Genomic DNA, 14,922 nt, shown 5'->3' with positions numbered 1-14,922 from the left:
GACATGGGCAAGCTGGACGGGCGCGTCGTCGTCATCACGGGCGCGGCGCGCGGGCAGGGCGAGCAGGAGGCGCGGCTGTTCGCCGCCGAGGGCGCGAGGGTCGTCCTCGCGGACGTGCTGGACGGGCCGGGCGAGGCGCTCGCCAAGGAGCTGGGGGAGGAGCGGGCCGCGTACGTCCATCTGGACGTGACCAGCGAGACGGACTGGGCGGCCGCCGTGGCCGCCGCCAAGGAGCGCTTCGGGCGGATCGACGGACTGGTCAACAACGCGGGCATCCTGCGCTTCAACGAGCTGGTGTCGACGCCGCTGGCCGAGTTCCAGGCGATCGTCCAGGTCAACCAGGTTGGCTGCTTCCTGGGCATCCGGTCCGTGGCGCCGGAGATCGAGGCGGCCGGCGGCGGCACCATCGTCAACACCGCCTCGTACACCGGTGTCACCGGCATGGCCGGGGTGGGCGCCTACGCGGCGAGCAAGCACGCCGTCCTCGGCCTCACCCGGGTGGCGGCCGTGGAACTGGCCGGGAAGGGGATCCGGGTCAACGCGGTCTGCCCGGGCGCCATCGACACGCCGATGAGCAATCCGGAGGGGGTGGACCCGGCGGCGACGGCGGAGCTCTACCGGGACCTCGTGCCGCTCGGCCGGATCGGACGGCCCGAGGAGGTGGCGGCCCTCGCGCTCTTCCTGACGGCGGAGGACTCCTCGTACATCACCGGGCAGCCGTTCGTGATCGACGGCGGCTGGCTGGCCGGCGTCAAGCTCTTCTGACGCCTCATCAGGTATTGACCGCGTCGTCGCGCGGTGCGACAGTCGGGCACACCAGCGAATCTGACGATGCGTCAGAAATGAACAAGGGGCGGTGAACTTCCTTGGAATTCGGGATCTTCGTGCAGGGATACGTCGGCAAGCGCGCCGAGACCGATCCCGAAGCCGAGCACAAGGCGCTCATGGAGGAGACCGAGTACGTCATCCAGGCGGACCGGTCGAACTTCAAGTACGCCTGGGCCTCCGAGCACCACTTCCTGGAGGAGTACTCCCACCTCTCCGCCAACGACGTCTACCTCGGGTACCTCGCCCACGCCACCGAGCGCATCCACCTCGGCTCCGGCATCTTCAACCCGCTCGCGCCGGTCAACCACCCGGTCAAGGTGGCCGAGAAGGTCGCCATGCTCGACCACCTCTCCGGCGGCCGCTTCGAGTTCGGCTCGGGCCGCGGTGCCGGCTCCCACGAGATCCTCGGGTTCATGCCGGGCATCACCGACATGAACCACACCAAGGAGATCTGGGAGGAGACGATCGCCGAGTTCCCCAAGATGTGGCTCCAGGAGGAGTACGAGGGCTTCCAGGGCAAGCACTGGTCCCTGCCGCCCCGCAAGGTCCTGCCCAAGCCGTACGGCAGGTCCCACCCGGCCATGTGGTACGCGGCCGGCTCCCCCTCCTCGTACGCGATGGCGGGGAAGAAGGGCCTCGGCGTCCTCGGCTTCAGCGTGCAGAAGGTCTCCGACATGGAGTGGGTCGTCGAGTCCTACAAGACGGCGATCAAGGAGGCCAAGGCGGTCGGCGACTTCGTCAACGACAACGTCATGGTGACCTCGACCGCGATCTGCGCCGAGACCCACGACAAGGCCGTCGAGATCGCCGTCGGCGGCGGCCTCAACTACCTCCAGTCGCTGCTCTTCCGCTACCACGACACCTTCCCGCGGCCCGAGGGCATCCCCGAGTGGCCCGAGCTCCTGCCGGAGTACTCGGCCGAGATCATCGAACTCCTCATCGCCGAGGAGCTGATGATCTGCGGCGACCCGAGCGAGGTCCTGGCCCAGTGCAAGCGCTGGGAGCAGGCGGGTGCCGACCAGCTGTCCTTCGGCCTGCCGATCGGCATCTCCTACGAGGACACCATGAACACGATCAAGCTGATCGGCGAGCACGTGATCCCCGAGATCGACACGGACCCGGTCCACCGCACCACCCGCTTCCGCCAGTCCGCGGGGAGCTGAGCCCGGGGGCCGGCCAGGCCCCGCACCTGGAGCACGGGGCGGTGTCTTCCCGGACCGCCGCCCCGTACCGGCCCCGGCCGGAGACCGTTTCCGCGGCGGCCTTCGTCCGGGGCCTGTTCGCGCACTCCCGCAGAAAGGGACGCAATGCTCGACCACCTCATCAAGGGCGCGACCGTCGTGGACGGCACCGGCGCCCCCGCCTTCACCGCCGACGTCGGCCTGCGCGACGGGCGGATCGCCGTGATCGCCGCGCCCGGCACCGTCACCGAGGAGGCCCGGAGCGGCGAGGACGCCACCGGGCTCGTGCTCGCCCCCGGCTTCGTCGACCCGCACACCCACTACGACGCCCAGCTGTTCTGGGACCCGTACGCCACCCCGTCCATGAACCACGGCGTCACCACCGTCGCGGGCGGCAACTGCGGCTTCACCCTCGCCCCGCTCCACCCGGACCGGCCCGAGGACGCCGACTACACGCGCCGCATGATGTCCAAGGTCGAGGGCATGGCGCTGGCCGCCCTGGAGGAGGGCGTCGAGTGGAGCTGGTCGTCCTTCGGCGAGTACCTCGACGCCCTCGAAGGACGGATCGCCGTCAACGCCGGCTTCATGGTGGGGCACTGCGCCCTGCGCCGGTACGTGATGGGCGCCGACGCCGTCGGCGGGCAGCCCACCCCCGAGCAGCTGGACCGGATGGTCGCGCTCCTCAAGGACGCCATGAGCGCCGGCGCCTGGGGCCTGTCCACCACCCAGTCCGCCACCCACTCCGACGGCGACGGCGCCCCCGTCGCCTCCCGGCACGCCGCCCCCGCCGAGCTGATCGCCCTGTCCCGGGCCGTCGGCGAGCACGAGGGGACCCAGCTGGAGGCCATCCTCGCCGGCTGCCTCGACCAGTTCTCCGACGCCGAGATCGACCTCTTCGTCGAGATGACCGCCGCCGCCGGGCGCCCCCTCAACTGGAACGTCCTCACCATCGACGCCACCGTCCCCGAGCGCGTCCCGCGCCAGCTCCTCGCCTCCGAGCGGGCCCGCAAGTCCGGCGGCCGGATCGTCGCGCTCACCATGCCGATCCTCACCCCGATGAACATGTCGCTCGGCACCTTCTGCGCCCTCAACCTCATCCCCGGCTGGGGCGAGATCCTGGGCCTGCCCGTGCCCGAGCGGATCGCGAGGCTCCGCGACCCGGAGGTGCGCGCCGAGATGCTGCGCCGCGCCGACTCCAAGGAGGCCGGGGTCTTCCGGCGGCTCGCGCACTTCGGCCGCTACGTCATCGGCGACACGTACAGCAGGGAGAACGAGGGCCTGACCGGGCGCGTCGTGAAGGACATCGCCGCCGAGCGCGGCCAGGACGCCTTCCAGTGCCTCGTCGAGATCTGCGCCAACGACGAGCTGCGCACCGTCCTGTGGCCGATGCCCACCGACAACGACCCCGCCTCCTGGGCGCTGCGCCGGGAGACCTGGCAGCACGAGGACGTGCTGCTCGGCGGCTCCGACGCGGGGGCGCACCTGGACCGCATGTGCGGGGCGCCGTACACCACCCGCTTCCTCGGCGACTGCCTGCGCGGCCGGAAGCTGGTCCCGCTGGAGCAGGCCGTGAAGATGCTCAGCGACGACCCGGCGCGGCTCTTCGGGCTGCGCGGGCGGGGCCGGATCGCCGAGGGCTTCCACGCGGACCTGGTCCTCTTCGACCCCGAGCGGATCGACGCCGGCCCGGCGACCCTCGTGCACGACCTGCCCGGCGACAGTCCGCGACTGGACTCGCGCGCGACCGGGATCGTCTCGGTGCGGGTCAACGGGGTGGAGACGGTCCGGGACGACGAGGTGACGGGCGCGATCCCCGGCCGGGTGCTGCGCTCGGGCCGCGACACCAGGACGGTGAGCACGCGATGACGGACCCCGGGACGCGCGAGATCACGGAGCGGCTCTACATAGGAGGGGAGTGGGTCGAACCCGACGGCGGCCACTATCCGGTGGTCAACCCCGCCACCGAGGAGGTCGTCGGCCACGCCCCGGAGGCGAGCAGACGCCAGGTGTACGAGGCCGCCGAGGCCGCCCGCGCCGCATTCGCGACCTGGTGCCGGACGAAGCCCGAGGAGCGGGCCGCCCTCCTGGACCGGGCCGCGGACCTCATGGCCCGGGACGCCGAGCGGAACACCCTGCTCGCCCGCGCCGAGACCGGCGCCACCACCGCCACCGCCCGCGGGATGCAGGTCGCCGTCGGCTCCTCCCGCTTCCGGCGGTACGCGCGCGGCGCCCTGGAGCCGGTCGAGCAGGCGCTGCCGCCGCAGATCAACGAGGCCGGCCCGATGGGCAGGGCGGGGGTCTTCGGCGCGGTCGCGGTACGGCGCCCGGTGGGCGTGGTCACCTGCATCACCTCGTACAACAATCCCTGGGCCAACCCGGCCGGCAAGATCGCCCCGGCGCTCGCCATGGGCAACACGGTCGTGGTGAAGCCCGCCCCGCAGGACCCGCTGTCCGTGTTCGCGATGACCCGCGCCCTGGAGGAGGCGGGCGTCCCGGCGGGGGTGGTCAACGTGGTCACCGGTTCCGCGCCCGCGGTGGGCGAGGCGGCCGTGGACGCCCCGGCGGTCGACATGGTCTCCTTCACCGGCTCCACGGCTGTCGGACAGGCCATCGGCGAGGTGTGCGGCCGGCAGCTGAAGCGGCAGCTCATGGAGCTGGGCGGCAAGGGCGCCGCGCTCGTCCTCGACGACGCCGATCTGGACGCGGCCATGATGGGGATCGGGACGACCTTCTCCTTCTACAGCGGGCAGATCTGCACGGCCCCGACCCGGGTCCTCGCCCAGCGCGGGATCTACGAGCAGCTGGTCGAGAAGCTGACCGGCTACCTCGGCTTCCTGAAGGTCGGCGACCCGGCGGCGCAGGGCACGGTGGTCGGCCCGGTGATCTCGGCGGCCCACCGCGACCGGGTGGAGTCGTACGTCGAGCTGGGGCGCAAGGAGGGCGCGCGGGTCGTCGCGGGCGGCGAGCGGCCGGCGGGTCCGGGCCTGGACCGGGGCTTCTACGTGGCGCCGACGCTGCTCGCGGACTGCACCAACGAGATGCGGGTGGTCCGGGAGGAGATCTTCGGCCCGGTGGTCGTGGTCGTGCCCTTCGACGACGAGGAGGAGGGCGTCGCGCTCGCGAACGACAGCGACTACGGCCTGATCGACTACGTGTGGTCCGGGGACGTGGCCCGCGCCTTCCGGATCGCGGGGCGGCTGCGGGCCGGCGGGGTCGGGATCAACACGGTCGGCCGGAACATGGAGGCGCCGTTCGGCGGCTTCAAGAAGAGCGGGGTGGGGCGGGACGTCGGCTCGTACGCGCTGCACGCCTACAGCGAGCTGCAGGCGGTCGTCTGGCCGGGGTGAGGTGCCTCTCAAAAATTCTTCGGGAAAATTTGGAAACGGACATTTGGGGCGTGGCTGCGGTTCCCGCATATCGGACACTCGCCGTCGGAGCGTTGTGATGGGCGATCGGTGAAGGTAGTCGATCTTTCAATCATTGGCGGGTGTCCGATTCGACCCGGGCAATGCAAGGCGTTGATCGATCAGCTGAGCGGATTTCGATCTTCCGGATGTGGAAACCGCAGCATTTAACGTCGAGTTCATGACTCAGGTGGATGTACGGCCCCAGGCCGGTGACACGGTAAGGGGCGTCCCGGCACAGGGCGGCACCGACGGCGTGCGCAGCAAGGGCCTCGGAGGCAACTCCGTGGGCCTCCTCGGCAGCGCCGTCATCGGCATCTCCACCGTCGCCCCCGTCTACTGCCTGACCTCCACGCTCGGCTCCACGGCCGGCGAGGTCGGCCTGCAGATGCCCGCCGTCTTCCTCGCCGGCTTCCTGCCGATGCTGCTCGTCGCGTTCGCGTACCGCGAGCTGAACAAGGCCATGCCGGACTGCGGCACCTCCTTCACCTGGACCGTGAAGGCCTTCGGGCCCAGGGTCGGCTGGATGTGCGGCTGGGGCCTGGTGATCGCGACGATCATCGTGCTCTCCAACCTGGCCGGCGTCGCCACCTCGTACTTCTGGCTGCTCGCGGGAGAGGTCACCGGCAACCCCTCGATCGCCGCCCTGGACGACAACAAGGCCGTCCACATCGTCACCTGCCTCAGCCTGATCGCCGCCGCGACCGCCATCAGCTACCGCGGCATGACCGCCACCAAGGGCGTCCAGTACACCCTCGTCGGCCTCCAGCTGGCCGTCCTCGCGGTCTTCGTCGTCATGGCCTTCCAGAAGGCCGGCTCGATCGACTTCCCGACCGGCGCCGACTTCTCCTGGTCCTGGGTGAACCCCTTCGCCGTCGACTCCTTCGCGGCCTTCACCGCCGGCCTCTCGCTGTCGATCTTCATGTACTGGGGCTGGGACACCTGTCTCACCGCGAACGAGGAGACCACCGACAGCGACAAGACCCCGGGCCGCGCCGCGCTCATCTCGATGGTCGTCCTGGTCGGCTCCTACCTGGCCACCGGCGTCGCCGCCCAGATGGTCGTCGGCTCCGGCGACAAGGGCCTGGGGCTCGCCAACCCGGAGACCTCCGACAACGTCTTCGCGGCGCTCGCGGGCCCGGTCATGGGCCCCGTCCTCGGCATCGCCCTCTTCGTCGCCGTCCTCGCCTCCGCCGCCGCCAGCCTGCAGACCACCTTCATCCCGGTCGCCCGCACCGTCCTGGCCATGTCCAGCTACGAGGCGCTGCCGCCGTCCTTCGCCCGGGTCCACCCGGTCTTCAAGGTGCCCGGCAAGGCCACGGTCGTGGCCGGCGTCGCCACCGGCGTCTTCTACACGGTCATGACGCTGATCAGCGAGAACGTCCTGGTCGACACGATCTACGCGCTCGGTCTGATGATCTGCTTCTACTACGCGCTGACGGCCTTCGCCTGCGTCTGGTTCTTCCGCCACGAGCTCTTCCGCTCGGCCCGCGACCTCGCCTTCAAGGGCGTGATCCCGGCCCTCGGCGGCCTGATGCTGACCGCCGTCTTCGGCAAGACGCTGTACGACATGTGGGACCCGGCCTACGGCTCCGGATCCGCGGTCCTCGGCGTCGGCTCCGTCTTCGTCATCGGCGTCGGGCTGCTGCTGCTCGGCGTGGTGATCATGCTGGTGATGCAGCGCAGGAGCCCCGCGTTCTTCCGGGGCGAGGTGCTCACCAAGGAGACCCCGTCATTGGTCGTCGACGACTGACCGGTGAGGGACAGCGGCGAGGTGGCGGGCCCGTGGGGGGTCCCGCCACCTCGTCTTTCTCCGTCCCTGATCCCGGCTCAGTGCTGTCCCGGGATCAGCCCCTCCACCAGCTGGTTGGCGGCGGGCATCTGCGCGGCGGAGGCCGGTTTCGCCTTCGGGGCGAGGACACCGCTCAGCGGGACGACCGAGGGCAGGTTCGCGCCCGCGGTGTCGGCGGCGGCGGCCCCGGCGGCGGCGAGCCCGCCGGCCAGGGCGACACCGGTCAGGGCGGCGGTGGTGAGGATCTTCTTCATGCCGCACCAACGCCGCCGCCGGGCGTCCGGTTACGCCCGCGGGCACGCGCCGGCCGCGACCGGGGCGCTCCCTAGGATGCGTCCATGTCTACGGAAACGAAGTGGGCGCTGCGCCCCGGCCGGGCGGAGGACGTCGAGCGCATCTGCGAACTGCGGGCCGAGGTCATGCGGGACGACCTGGTGCGGCTCGGCCGCTACGACGAGCACCGGGTGCGCCGGCGCTTTCGCGACGGCTTCTCCCCGGCGCACACCTGGGTCGTGGAGGCGGAGGGCGCCTTCGCGGGCTGTCTGACGGTCCGCCCGTACGAGCACGGCGACGGCCTCTACCTGGAGCACTTCTACCTCGCCCCCGAGGTGCAGGGGCGGGGGCTCGGGACGGCGGTGCTGCGCGCCCTGCTCGCCCGGGCCGACGCGGAGTCGGCCCCGGTGCGGCTGGTCGTCGTGCAGGGCAGCGCCGCCCGCCGTCTCTACGAGCGGGAGGGGTTCACGGTCGAGTCCGAGGACCCGATCGACGTGCTGATGGTCCGGGAGCCGGCGCTCACCAGCCCGCGCCGGCCGGCTGGCGGGTCGTGACGTTGAGGCGGTTGAAGAGGTTGGTCACGCCGACCATCAGGACGATCGCGGCGAGCTGCTTCTCGTCGTAGTGGTCCGCGGCGGCGTCCCACACCTCGTCCGGCACCGCGTCCGAGGCGTCCGCCAGCCGGGTCGCCGCCTCGGTCAGCGCGAGCGCGGCCCGCTCCTCGTCGGAGAAGTACGGCGTCTCCCGCCAGGCGGCGACGGCGAACAGCTTCTCGTCCGCGACCCCGTTCTTCCGGGCGCTCTTCGCCCCGAAGTCGACGCAGAACCCGCAGTTGTTGATCTGGCTGGCCCGCAGGTGCACGAGCTCCAGCGTGGTCTCGGGCACCCCGGCCTCCCGGGTCGCCTTCAGCAGGTTCATGATCGCGGGCATCGCCTCGGGGAGAACGGTGGCGGGGTTGGTCATCCGGGCCTTGAGCTCGTGCTGCATGGGTGCGCTCCTCGCGTCTGCTGGACGTGGTCTCCGTCGCTTTCACTGCACTGACGGATCCCGCGGGGAGTGTGTGACAGCTTTTCTCGGAGAATTTCCTCGGCCACACGCAAGCGACGACGCAGCCGTCGCGACGGTCGCCCTCCGGCGGCGGCGCCCGGTCGGCCCGCGAGCTACCCGGCCTGCTCCGCAGGCTCCGCGATCAGCGCCGTGCCGACGGTGCGGAAGCCCAGACGGGCGTAGAGACGGGCGACGGTGGCGTCCGTGGCGGTGAGGAAGACGGTCTCGACGCCGAGGGCGCGGGCGTCGGCGACCAGGGCGGCCGTCACCGCGAGACCCAGGCCGCGGCGGCGGGACTCCGGGCGGGTGCCGACGCCGACGACCTCGGTGACCGGCCCCACCGGCTGGTGCTGGCCCGCCGCGAGCGCGGTGCCGGAGGGGTCGAAGGCAGCGGCGAGGCGGGTGAGGCCCGCCTCGATCCGGGCCGCGACCTGGGCGGCGACGCCCGGCGTGGGCGTGGCGCCGAAGGCGGCGTACGGGGCGGCGACCGCACTCTCCAGGGCCGGGTCGGCCGCGCCCACCATGCGGACGGTGACGTCCTCCGGCGGTGCCGGCCGTTCGTCCGCGGCCGCCGTCAGGACCATCAGGGGGTGCTCGTGCACCACGAGCCCGCTCGCCTCGACCGCCGCCCGCAGGCCCGGCGTCGTCTCCGCGACCCACTCGAAGGCCTCGGGCAGCTCCAGCTCCCGCTGCCGGGCGCGCACCTTCTCGACCGCCTCGACGTCCACCGCGCCGGTGTGCCCCCGCGTCGGCCGCGCGTAGTACGGCCAGCCCACCCCCTCCCGTACGAACAGGGTCAGCGGCCCGAAGTCCTCGGCGCGGGCGGCGGAGCGGGGGACGGCGTCGTAGTAGGCCTCGAGTCGTGTCAGCATGCGGGCTACCGTACGCAGAACGATCAGGGGGGGACCATGGAAAAAAACGGCCACGCGTGTCCGGGGTGCGGGCGGGACGACCTGGTGCAGGCCGTGCCCGCCGCGTACCTCGCGGGCCGGGACGACGTCACCCGGCGCGAGCGGAACCGCGACGGGGACGTGCGGACGGTGACCCGGCGGGTGACCACCGCCCTGTCCGAGGCGCTCGCGCCGGTGCCCAGGGAGCCCACCTACGGACTCGGCGTCCTCGGCGTCTTCACCGGCTTCGTGTCCGTCGCCGCCTTCGTGGGCTGGGTCCTCCTCGGCAAGGCCTTCGAGGAGGTGCCCGACGGCGTGTACTTCGGGGAGCCGCCGTCCGGCCCCGACCCCGACTTCTCCTTCCTGGGCCGGATCTCGGGCCTCGCCCTGTGCGTCACCCTCCTCGTGGTCGTCGTGCTCGTGCGGCGCCGGGGAGAGTTCGTCCGGCTGACCCGGGGGCGCGAGCGGGCGGAGGAGCTGTGGGCGTGCGGCTGGTACTGCCATCGCTGCGGCACCGTGCACCTGCGGGACCTGCCCGAGGAGGACGTCCGCCCCTTCTCGCTGCAGGAGTTCCGGGAGCGGGTGTGGGAGCGCGGCGGCTACGGAGAGCTCGCGGCCCGGCAGCGGGCCATCGGCTGACGGGACGGGTGCGGCCGGGGACGGCGGGGCGGGCTCAGCCCGGCCGGGGACGGCGGGGAGGGGGCCCGCAGCGACTCGGTCGCACCTCTCGGAAATCCACGCCGCACCCCCTACCGTGCCCCCATGCGGATCTCGACCACGATCTTCCTGACCGACGAGACCATCAGCCCCGTGCGGCTCGCCCGCGAGCTCGAACAGCGCGGCTTCGCCGGGCTCTATCTGCCCGAGCACACCCACATCCCGGTCACCCGGGACACCGCCTGGCCGGCCGGCGGCGAGCTGCCGCGCGAGTACGGCCGCACCCTCGACCCCTTCGTGGCCCTCGCCCAGGCCGCCGCCGTCACCGACCGCCTCGGCCTGGGCACCGGCGTCACGCTGATCGCCCAGCACGACCCCATCGCCCTCGCCAAGCAGATCGCGACCCTCGACCACCTCTCCGGCGCCCGCTTCACCCTCGGCGTCGGCTACGGCTGGAACCGCGAGGAGGCCGCCGACCACGGGGTCACCTGGGCCACCCGCCGGGAGCTCGGCGCCGACCGGCTCGACCTGATGCGCGCCCTGTGGGCCCCCGACCCCACCGCCCATGAGGGTGCTTTCGGCCATTCCGTACGCCCCTCCGAGGCCTGGCCGAAACCCCGCGGCGGCGCCCCGCGCATCCTCCTCGGCGGCGCGGCCGGCCCCAGGCTCTTCGCCCAGATCGCCGCCCGCGCCGACGGCTGGATGCCGATCGGCGGCCGCGGTCTGACGGAGACGCTGCCGGTGCTGCGCGAGGCCTGGGAGCGCGCAGGGCGCGATCCCAAGGCCCTCCACCTGGTCCCGTACGCGGTCCTGCCGAGCCCCGGGAAGCTCGCCCACTACGAGGAGCTGGGCTGCGAGGAGGTCGTCCTCCAGCTGCCGCCGGCGGGGGAGCGGGAGGTGCTGAGGGTTCTGGACGACTTCGCGAGGTACCTGTGACCCGCTCGTATGCTCGGTCCATGACGGATCACCAGGCACCACGCAGCTCAGGACCCACCGGGAACGCGATGCGCCGGGCCCTCAAGCGGGCCAGGGACGGGGTCGCCCTCGACGTGGCCGAGGCCGCCGTGCTGCTGCAGGCGCGGGGCGCGGACCTGGCGGACCTGGTCGGCACGGCCGGGCGGGTGCGGGACGCGGGGCTCGCGGCGGCCGGGCGGCCCGGGGTCATCACGTACTCGAAGAGCGTCTTCATACCGCTCACCCGGCTCTGCCGGGACAAGTGCCACTACTGCACCTTCGCGACCGTGCCCGGCAAGCTGCGCCGGGCCGGGCACGGGATGTTCATGTCGCCGGACGAGGTCCTCGACATCGCCCGCCGCGGCGCCGTACTCGGCTGCAAGGAAGCCCTGATCACCCTCGGGGACAAGCCCGAGGACCGCTGGCCCGAGGCCCGCGAGTGGCTGGACGCGCACGGCTACGACGACACCATCGCCTACGTGCGGGCCATGGCGATCCGCATCCTGGAGGAGACCGGTCTCCTCCCGCACCTCAACCCGGGCGTCATGTCCTGGACGGACTTCCAGCGGCTCAAGCCCGTCGCCCCGTCGATGGGGATGATGCTGGAGACCACCGCCACCCGGCTGTGGAGCGAGCCCGGCGGCCCCCACCACGGCTCGCCGGACAAGGAGCCCGCCGTGCGGCTGCGGGTCCTGGAGGACGCCGGCCGCTCCTCCGTGCCCTTCACCAGCGGCCTGCTGCTCGGCATCGGCGAGACGTACGAGGAGCGCGCGGAGTCGCTGTTCGCGCTGCGCCGGATCGCCCGCGCCTACCACGGCATCCAGGAGCTGATCATCCAGAACTTCCGCGCCAAGCCGGACACGGCGATGCGCGGGATGCCGGACGCCGAGCTCGACGACCTGGTGGCCACCGTCGCCGTCGCCCGGCTCATCATGGGCCCGAGCGCCTGCCTCCAGGCGCCGCCGAACCTCGTCGACGCCGAGTACGAGCGTCTGATCGCCGCCGGCATCGACGACTGGGGCGGGGTCTCCCCGCTCACCATCGACCACGTCAACCCGGAGCGGCCCTGGCCGCGGATCGACGAGCTGGCCGCGCACTCCCGTGCCGCCGGCTTCGAGCTGCGCGAACGCCTCTGCGTCTACCCCGAGTTCGTCCGGCGCGGCGAGCCCTGGCTCGACCCGCGGCTCCTCCCGCACGTGCGGGCCCTCGCCGACCCCGCCACCGGGCTCGCCGACCCGGACGCCCCCGTGCGCGGACTGCCCTGGCAGGAGCCCGACGAGGCCTTCACGGCGGCCGGCCGCACCGACCTGCACCGCACCATCGACACCACGGGCCGCACCGGCGACCGCCGCGAGGACTTCGACGAGGTGTACGGCGACTGGGAGGCGCTGCGCGAGGCCGCCGCGCCCGGCATGGTCCCCGAGCGCATCGACACCGACGTACGGGAGGCCCTCGCGGTCGCCGCCGACGACCCGACCCGGCTCACCGACCCGCAGGCGCTCGCCCTGCTGCACGCCGACGGGCCGGCCCTCGACGCGCTGTGCGGGATCGCCGACGCCGTGCGCCGCGACACCGTCGGCGACGACGTGACGTACATCGTCACGCGGAACATCAACTTCACCAACGTCTGCTACACCGGCTGCCGCTTCTGCGCCTTCGCCCAGCGCCGCACCGACGCCGACGCGTACACCCTCTCCCTCGACCAGGTCGCCGACCGGGCCGCGCAGGCCTGGGAGGTCGGCGCGGTCGAGGTGTGCATGCAGGGCGGCATCCACCCGGACCTGCCCGGCAGCGCGTACTTCGACATCGCGCGGGCGGTGAAGCGGCGCGTGCCCGGCATGCACGTGCACGCCTTCTCGCCGATGGAGGTCGTCAACGGCGCCACCCGCACGGGGCTGTCGATCCGCGAGTGGCTCACCGCCGCCAAGGAGGCCGGGCTCGACTCGATCCCCGGCACCGCCGCCGAGATCCTCGACGACGAGGTCCGCTGGGTGCTCACCAAGGGCAAGCTGCCCACGGCCACCTGGATCGAGGTCGTCACCACCGCGCACGAGCTGGGCATCCGCTCCTCCTCGACGATGATGTACGGGCACGTGGACCAGCCCCGGCACTGGCTCGGGCACTTCCGCACCCTCGACCGCATCCAGCGGGAGACGGGCGGCTTCACCGAGTTCGTGACGCTGCCGTTCATCCACACCAACGCGCCGGTGTACCTCGCGGGCATCGCCCGCCCCGGCCCGAGCGTCCGTGACAACCGGGCCGTCACGGCGATGGCCCGGCTGCTGCTCCACCCGCGCATCCCGAACATCCAGACGAGCTGGGTGAAGCTGGGCACGGAGGGCGCCGCCGAGATGCTGCGCTCGGGCGCCAACGACCTCGGCGGCACCCTGATGGAGGAGACCATCTCCCGGATGGCGGGGTCGAGTTACGGCTCGTACCGCTCGATCCGCGACCTGGAGGCCATCGCCGAGGCGGCCGGACGTCCGTCCCGTCCCCGTACGACGCTGTACGGGGAGGTCCCGGAGGAGCGGCAGCGCGCGGCGCGCGCCTCGGACGGGCACCTGCCGGAGCTGTTGCCGCTGGTCCAGGAGTAGGGGACCGGGACGGAGCGGGCTCAGCCACCGGAGCCTGCTCCGAACGGTCAAAAGTGCACAGACAGGTGTCGGATCGCATAACGCTTCGCCCCCCGAACGAGCGCATCCGGTCTATTACAGTGCTGCGGAGCCGGTGTACGGGGAGCTCGTACGGGGGGAGGCACGTCGTGACCACCACAGCCGCGGTCGTGTGGGGCCGCACCGAACAGCAGGACTTCCGCGCCCGGGTCCGCGGCTGCCTGCTCGGCGGAGCCGTCGGCGACGCCCTCGGCGCCGGCGCCGCCGGCCGCCCGCTCGCCGAGCTGCGCCGGGTCCACGGGCCCGAGGGCCTGACCGAGCTCGCCGTCGCGTACGGCCGCCGCGGCGCCGTCACGGCCGCCACCCAGATGTCCCTGTTCACCGTCGACGGCCTGATCCGCGCCCAGGTGCGCCGCGACACCGGGGCCTGGCACCCGCCCACCGACATCCACCGGGCCCACCTGCGCTGGGCGGCCACGCAACGGGACTGGGGGCCCGACGAGCGCCGCCGCGACCTGGGCTGGCTGGCCCGCGAGGAGTGGCTGTACGCGCGCCGGGACCCGGCCCGCTCCTGCCTCACCGGCCTCGGCGACGACATCCTCGGCACCCTGGACCGGCCCAAGAACCCGGCCGCCACGGACAGCGGCGCCCTGGTGCGCTCCGCGCCCTTCGGGCTGCTCGTCGGCTGGGAGCCGCAGCTGGTGTGCCAGCTGGCCGTGGAGTGCGCGGCCCAGACGCACGGCGACCCGGTCGCCTACCTGTCGGCCGGCGCGCTCGCGGTCGTCGTGCACGGCCTGGCCCGCGGCGACAGCGTGGACGGCGCCGTCCGCACGGCGGTCGAGCAGCTGGCCCCGCGCCCGGGCGGCACGCGGGTCGTCGAGGCCCTGGAGGCCGCGCTGGCCGCCGTACGGCAGGGGATGCCGGACGCGGAGCGGGTGACCGCCCTCGGGGCGGGCGAGGACCGGGCCGAGGGACAGCTGGCGGCGGCCGTCTACTGCGCCCTGGTCGGCGAGGACGTCCGGCACGGGCTGCGCCTCGCGGTCAACCACGACGGCCCGTCGGCGGCCACCGGCGCCGTCACCGGGGCGCTGCTCGGCGCCCTGCACGGCGAGACGGCCCTCCCGCCGGCCTGGGTGGCCGAACTGGAGGGCCGTGCCACGGTCCTGGAGCTCGCGGACGACTTCGCGATGGAGATGACGCAGGGTGCCGCCCTGCACGGGCCGGGGGAGACGACGTCCGGCTGGCTGGACCGCTACCCGCGGGGGTGAGGGCCTGGGGACCTGA

General features: G+C 72.9%; 13 protein-coding genes. 10 read left to right on the top strand and 3 right to left on the bottom strand.

Going from position 1 to position 14,922, the window contains the following annotated elements; all coding sequences use genetic code 11:
• Window positions 1-3 precede the first annotated feature (3 nt).
• The 5 genes from ACIGXE_RS31595 (at window position 4) to ACIGXE_RS31575 (ending at window position 7,166) form a co-directional block, all read left to right on the top strand.
• Window positions 4-765, top strand: coding sequence for an SDR family NAD(P)-dependent oxidoreductase (locus ACIGXE_RS31595; RefSeq protein WP_399752747.1), 762 nt, complete (start codon window positions 4-6; stop codon window positions 763-765).
• A 101-nt stretch (window positions 766-866) separates the two neighbouring features.
• On the top strand, window positions 867-1,991 hold the full coding sequence (locus tag ACIGXE_RS31590) for an LLM class flavin-dependent oxidoreductase (protein WP_399752746.1): 1,125 nt from the start codon (window positions 867-869) through the stop codon (window positions 1,989-1,991).
• A gap of 144 nt (window positions 1,992-2,135) precedes the next feature.
• Window positions 2,136-3,875, top strand: a complete 1,740-nt coding sequence (locus ACIGXE_RS31585; protein ID WP_399752744.1) for an amidohydrolase family protein — start codon at window positions 2,136-2,138, stop codon at window positions 3,873-3,875.
• A complete protein-coding gene (locus ACIGXE_RS31580) occupies window positions 3,872-5,356 on the top strand; it encodes an aldehyde dehydrogenase family protein (RefSeq protein ID WP_399752742.1) in 1,485 nt (494 codons plus the stop codon). The genes ACIGXE_RS31585 and ACIGXE_RS31580 overlap by 4 nt, the downstream gene beginning before the upstream one ends.
• Window positions 5,357-5,594: 238 nt before the next feature.
• Window positions 5,595-7,166 carry an APC family permease gene (locus ACIGXE_RS31575; protein ID WP_399752740.1) on the top strand — a complete coding sequence of 524 codons (1,572 nt, stop codon included), beginning with the start codon at window positions 5,595-5,597 and terminating at the stop codon, window positions 7,164-7,166.
• Window positions 7,167-7,243: 77 nt separating this feature from the next.
• Here the strand turns inward: ACIGXE_RS31575 and ACIGXE_RS31570 are convergent, their stop codons facing one another.
• Window positions 7,244-7,459, bottom strand: coding sequence for a hypothetical protein (locus tag ACIGXE_RS31570; protein ID WP_399752738.1), 216 nt, complete (start codon window positions 7,457-7,459; stop codon window positions 7,244-7,246).
• 84 nt (window positions 7,460-7,543) lie between these two features.
• Between ACIGXE_RS31570 and ACIGXE_RS31565 the strand changes: the two genes are divergently transcribed.
• Window positions 7,544-8,032, top strand: a complete 489-nt coding sequence (locus tag ACIGXE_RS31565) for a GNAT family N-acetyltransferase (protein WP_399752736.1) — start codon at window positions 7,544-7,546, stop codon at window positions 8,030-8,032.
• Here the strand turns inward: ACIGXE_RS31565 and ACIGXE_RS31560 are convergent.
• Window positions 7,998-8,465, bottom strand: coding sequence for a carboxymuconolactone decarboxylase family protein (locus ACIGXE_RS31560; protein ID WP_399752734.1), 468 nt, complete (start codon window positions 8,463-8,465; stop codon window positions 7,998-8,000). The two genes, ACIGXE_RS31565 and ACIGXE_RS31560, sit on opposite strands and share 35 nt — an antisense overlap.
• Before the next feature lie 173 nt (window positions 8,466-8,638).
• A complete protein-coding gene (locus tag ACIGXE_RS31555) occupies window positions 8,639-9,397 on the bottom strand; it encodes a GNAT family N-acetyltransferase (protein WP_399752732.1) in 759 nt (252 codons plus the stop codon).
• A gap of 36 nt (window positions 9,398-9,433) precedes the next feature.
• Between ACIGXE_RS31555 and ACIGXE_RS31550 the strand changes: the two genes are divergently transcribed.
• The 4 genes from ACIGXE_RS31550 to ACIGXE_RS31535 all read left to right on the top strand — a co-directional run bounded on the left by ACIGXE_RS31550 (window position 9,434) and on the right by ACIGXE_RS31535 (window position 14,906).
• Window positions 9,434-10,054 carry a hypothetical protein gene (locus ACIGXE_RS31550; RefSeq protein WP_399752731.1) on the top strand — a complete coding sequence of 207 codons (621 nt, stop codon included), beginning with the start codon at window positions 9,434-9,436 and terminating at the stop codon, window positions 10,052-10,054.
• Window positions 10,055-10,177: 123 nt separating this feature from the next.
• Complete coding sequence (locus ACIGXE_RS31545) at window positions 10,178-11,008, top strand: LLM class F420-dependent oxidoreductase (RefSeq protein ID WP_399752728.1); 831 nt, start codon at window positions 10,178-10,180, stop codon at window positions 11,006-11,008.
• A 20-nt stretch (window positions 11,009-11,028) separates the two neighbouring features.
• Window positions 11,029-13,620: a bifunctional FO biosynthesis protein CofGH gene (locus tag ACIGXE_RS31540; RefSeq protein WP_399752727.1), complete on the top strand. Its 2,592-nt coding sequence runs from the start codon at window positions 11,029-11,031 to the stop codon at window positions 13,618-13,620.
• A 167-nt stretch (window positions 13,621-13,787) separates the two neighbouring features.
• Window positions 13,788-14,906 carry an ADP-ribosylglycohydrolase family protein gene (locus tag ACIGXE_RS31535; protein WP_399752725.1) on the top strand — a complete coding sequence of 373 codons (1,119 nt, stop codon included), beginning with the start codon at window positions 13,788-13,790 and terminating at the stop codon, window positions 14,904-14,906.
• The last annotated feature ends 16 nt before the right edge of the window (window positions 14,907-14,922 follow it).

The organism is Streptomyces sp. NPDC053431 (assembly GCF_044544925.1).
In the GTDB taxonomy this organism is placed as follows: domain Bacteria; phylum Actinomycetota; class Actinomycetes; order Streptomycetales; family Streptomycetaceae; genus Streptomyces.
This window is presented reverse-complemented; position numbering and strand designations above follow the sequence as displayed.

Excerpts from the sequence above, each read along its gene's own strand:
- ACIGXE_RS31585 (WP_399752744.1), top strand. The coding sequence starts at position 2,136 with ATGCTCGACCACCTCATCAAGGGCGCGACCGTCGTGGACGGCACCGGC.
- ACIGXE_RS31545 (WP_399752728.1), top strand. The coding sequence starts at position 10,178 with ATGCGGATCTCGACCACGATCTTCCTGACCGACGAGACCATCAGCCCC.
- ACIGXE_RS31575 (WP_399752740.1), top strand. The coding sequence starts at position 5,595 with ATGACTCAGGTGGATGTACGGCCCCAGGCCGGTGACACGGTAAGGGGC.
- ACIGXE_RS31595 (WP_399752747.1), top strand. The coding sequence starts at position 4 with ATGGGCAAGCTGGACGGGCGCGTCGTCGTCATCACGGGCGCGGCGCGC.
- ACIGXE_RS31540 (WP_399752727.1), top strand. The coding sequence starts at position 11,029 with ATGACGGATCACCAGGCACCACGCAGCTCAGGACCCACCGGGAACGCG.
- ACIGXE_RS31565 (WP_399752736.1), top strand. The coding sequence starts at position 7,544 with ATGTCTACGGAAACGAAGTGGGCGCTGCGCCCCGGCCGGGCGGAGGAC.
- ACIGXE_RS31555 (WP_399752732.1), bottom strand. The coding sequence starts at position 9,397 with ATGCTGACACGACTCGAGGCCTACTACGACGCCGTCCCCCGCTCCGCC.
- ACIGXE_RS31580 (WP_399752742.1), top strand. The coding sequence starts at position 3,872 with ATGACGGACCCCGGGACGCGCGAGATCACGGAGCGGCTCTACATAGGA.
- ACIGXE_RS31570 (WP_399752738.1), bottom strand. The coding sequence starts at position 7,459 with ATGAAGAAGATCCTCACCACCGCCGCCCTGACCGGTGTCGCCCTGGCC.
- ACIGXE_RS31550 (WP_399752731.1), top strand. The coding sequence starts at position 9,434 with ATGGAAAAAAACGGCCACGCGTGTCCGGGGTGCGGGCGGGACGACCTG.
- ACIGXE_RS31560 (WP_399752734.1), bottom strand. The coding sequence starts at position 8,465 with ATGCAGCACGAGCTCAAGGCCCGGATGACCAACCCCGCCACCGTTCTC.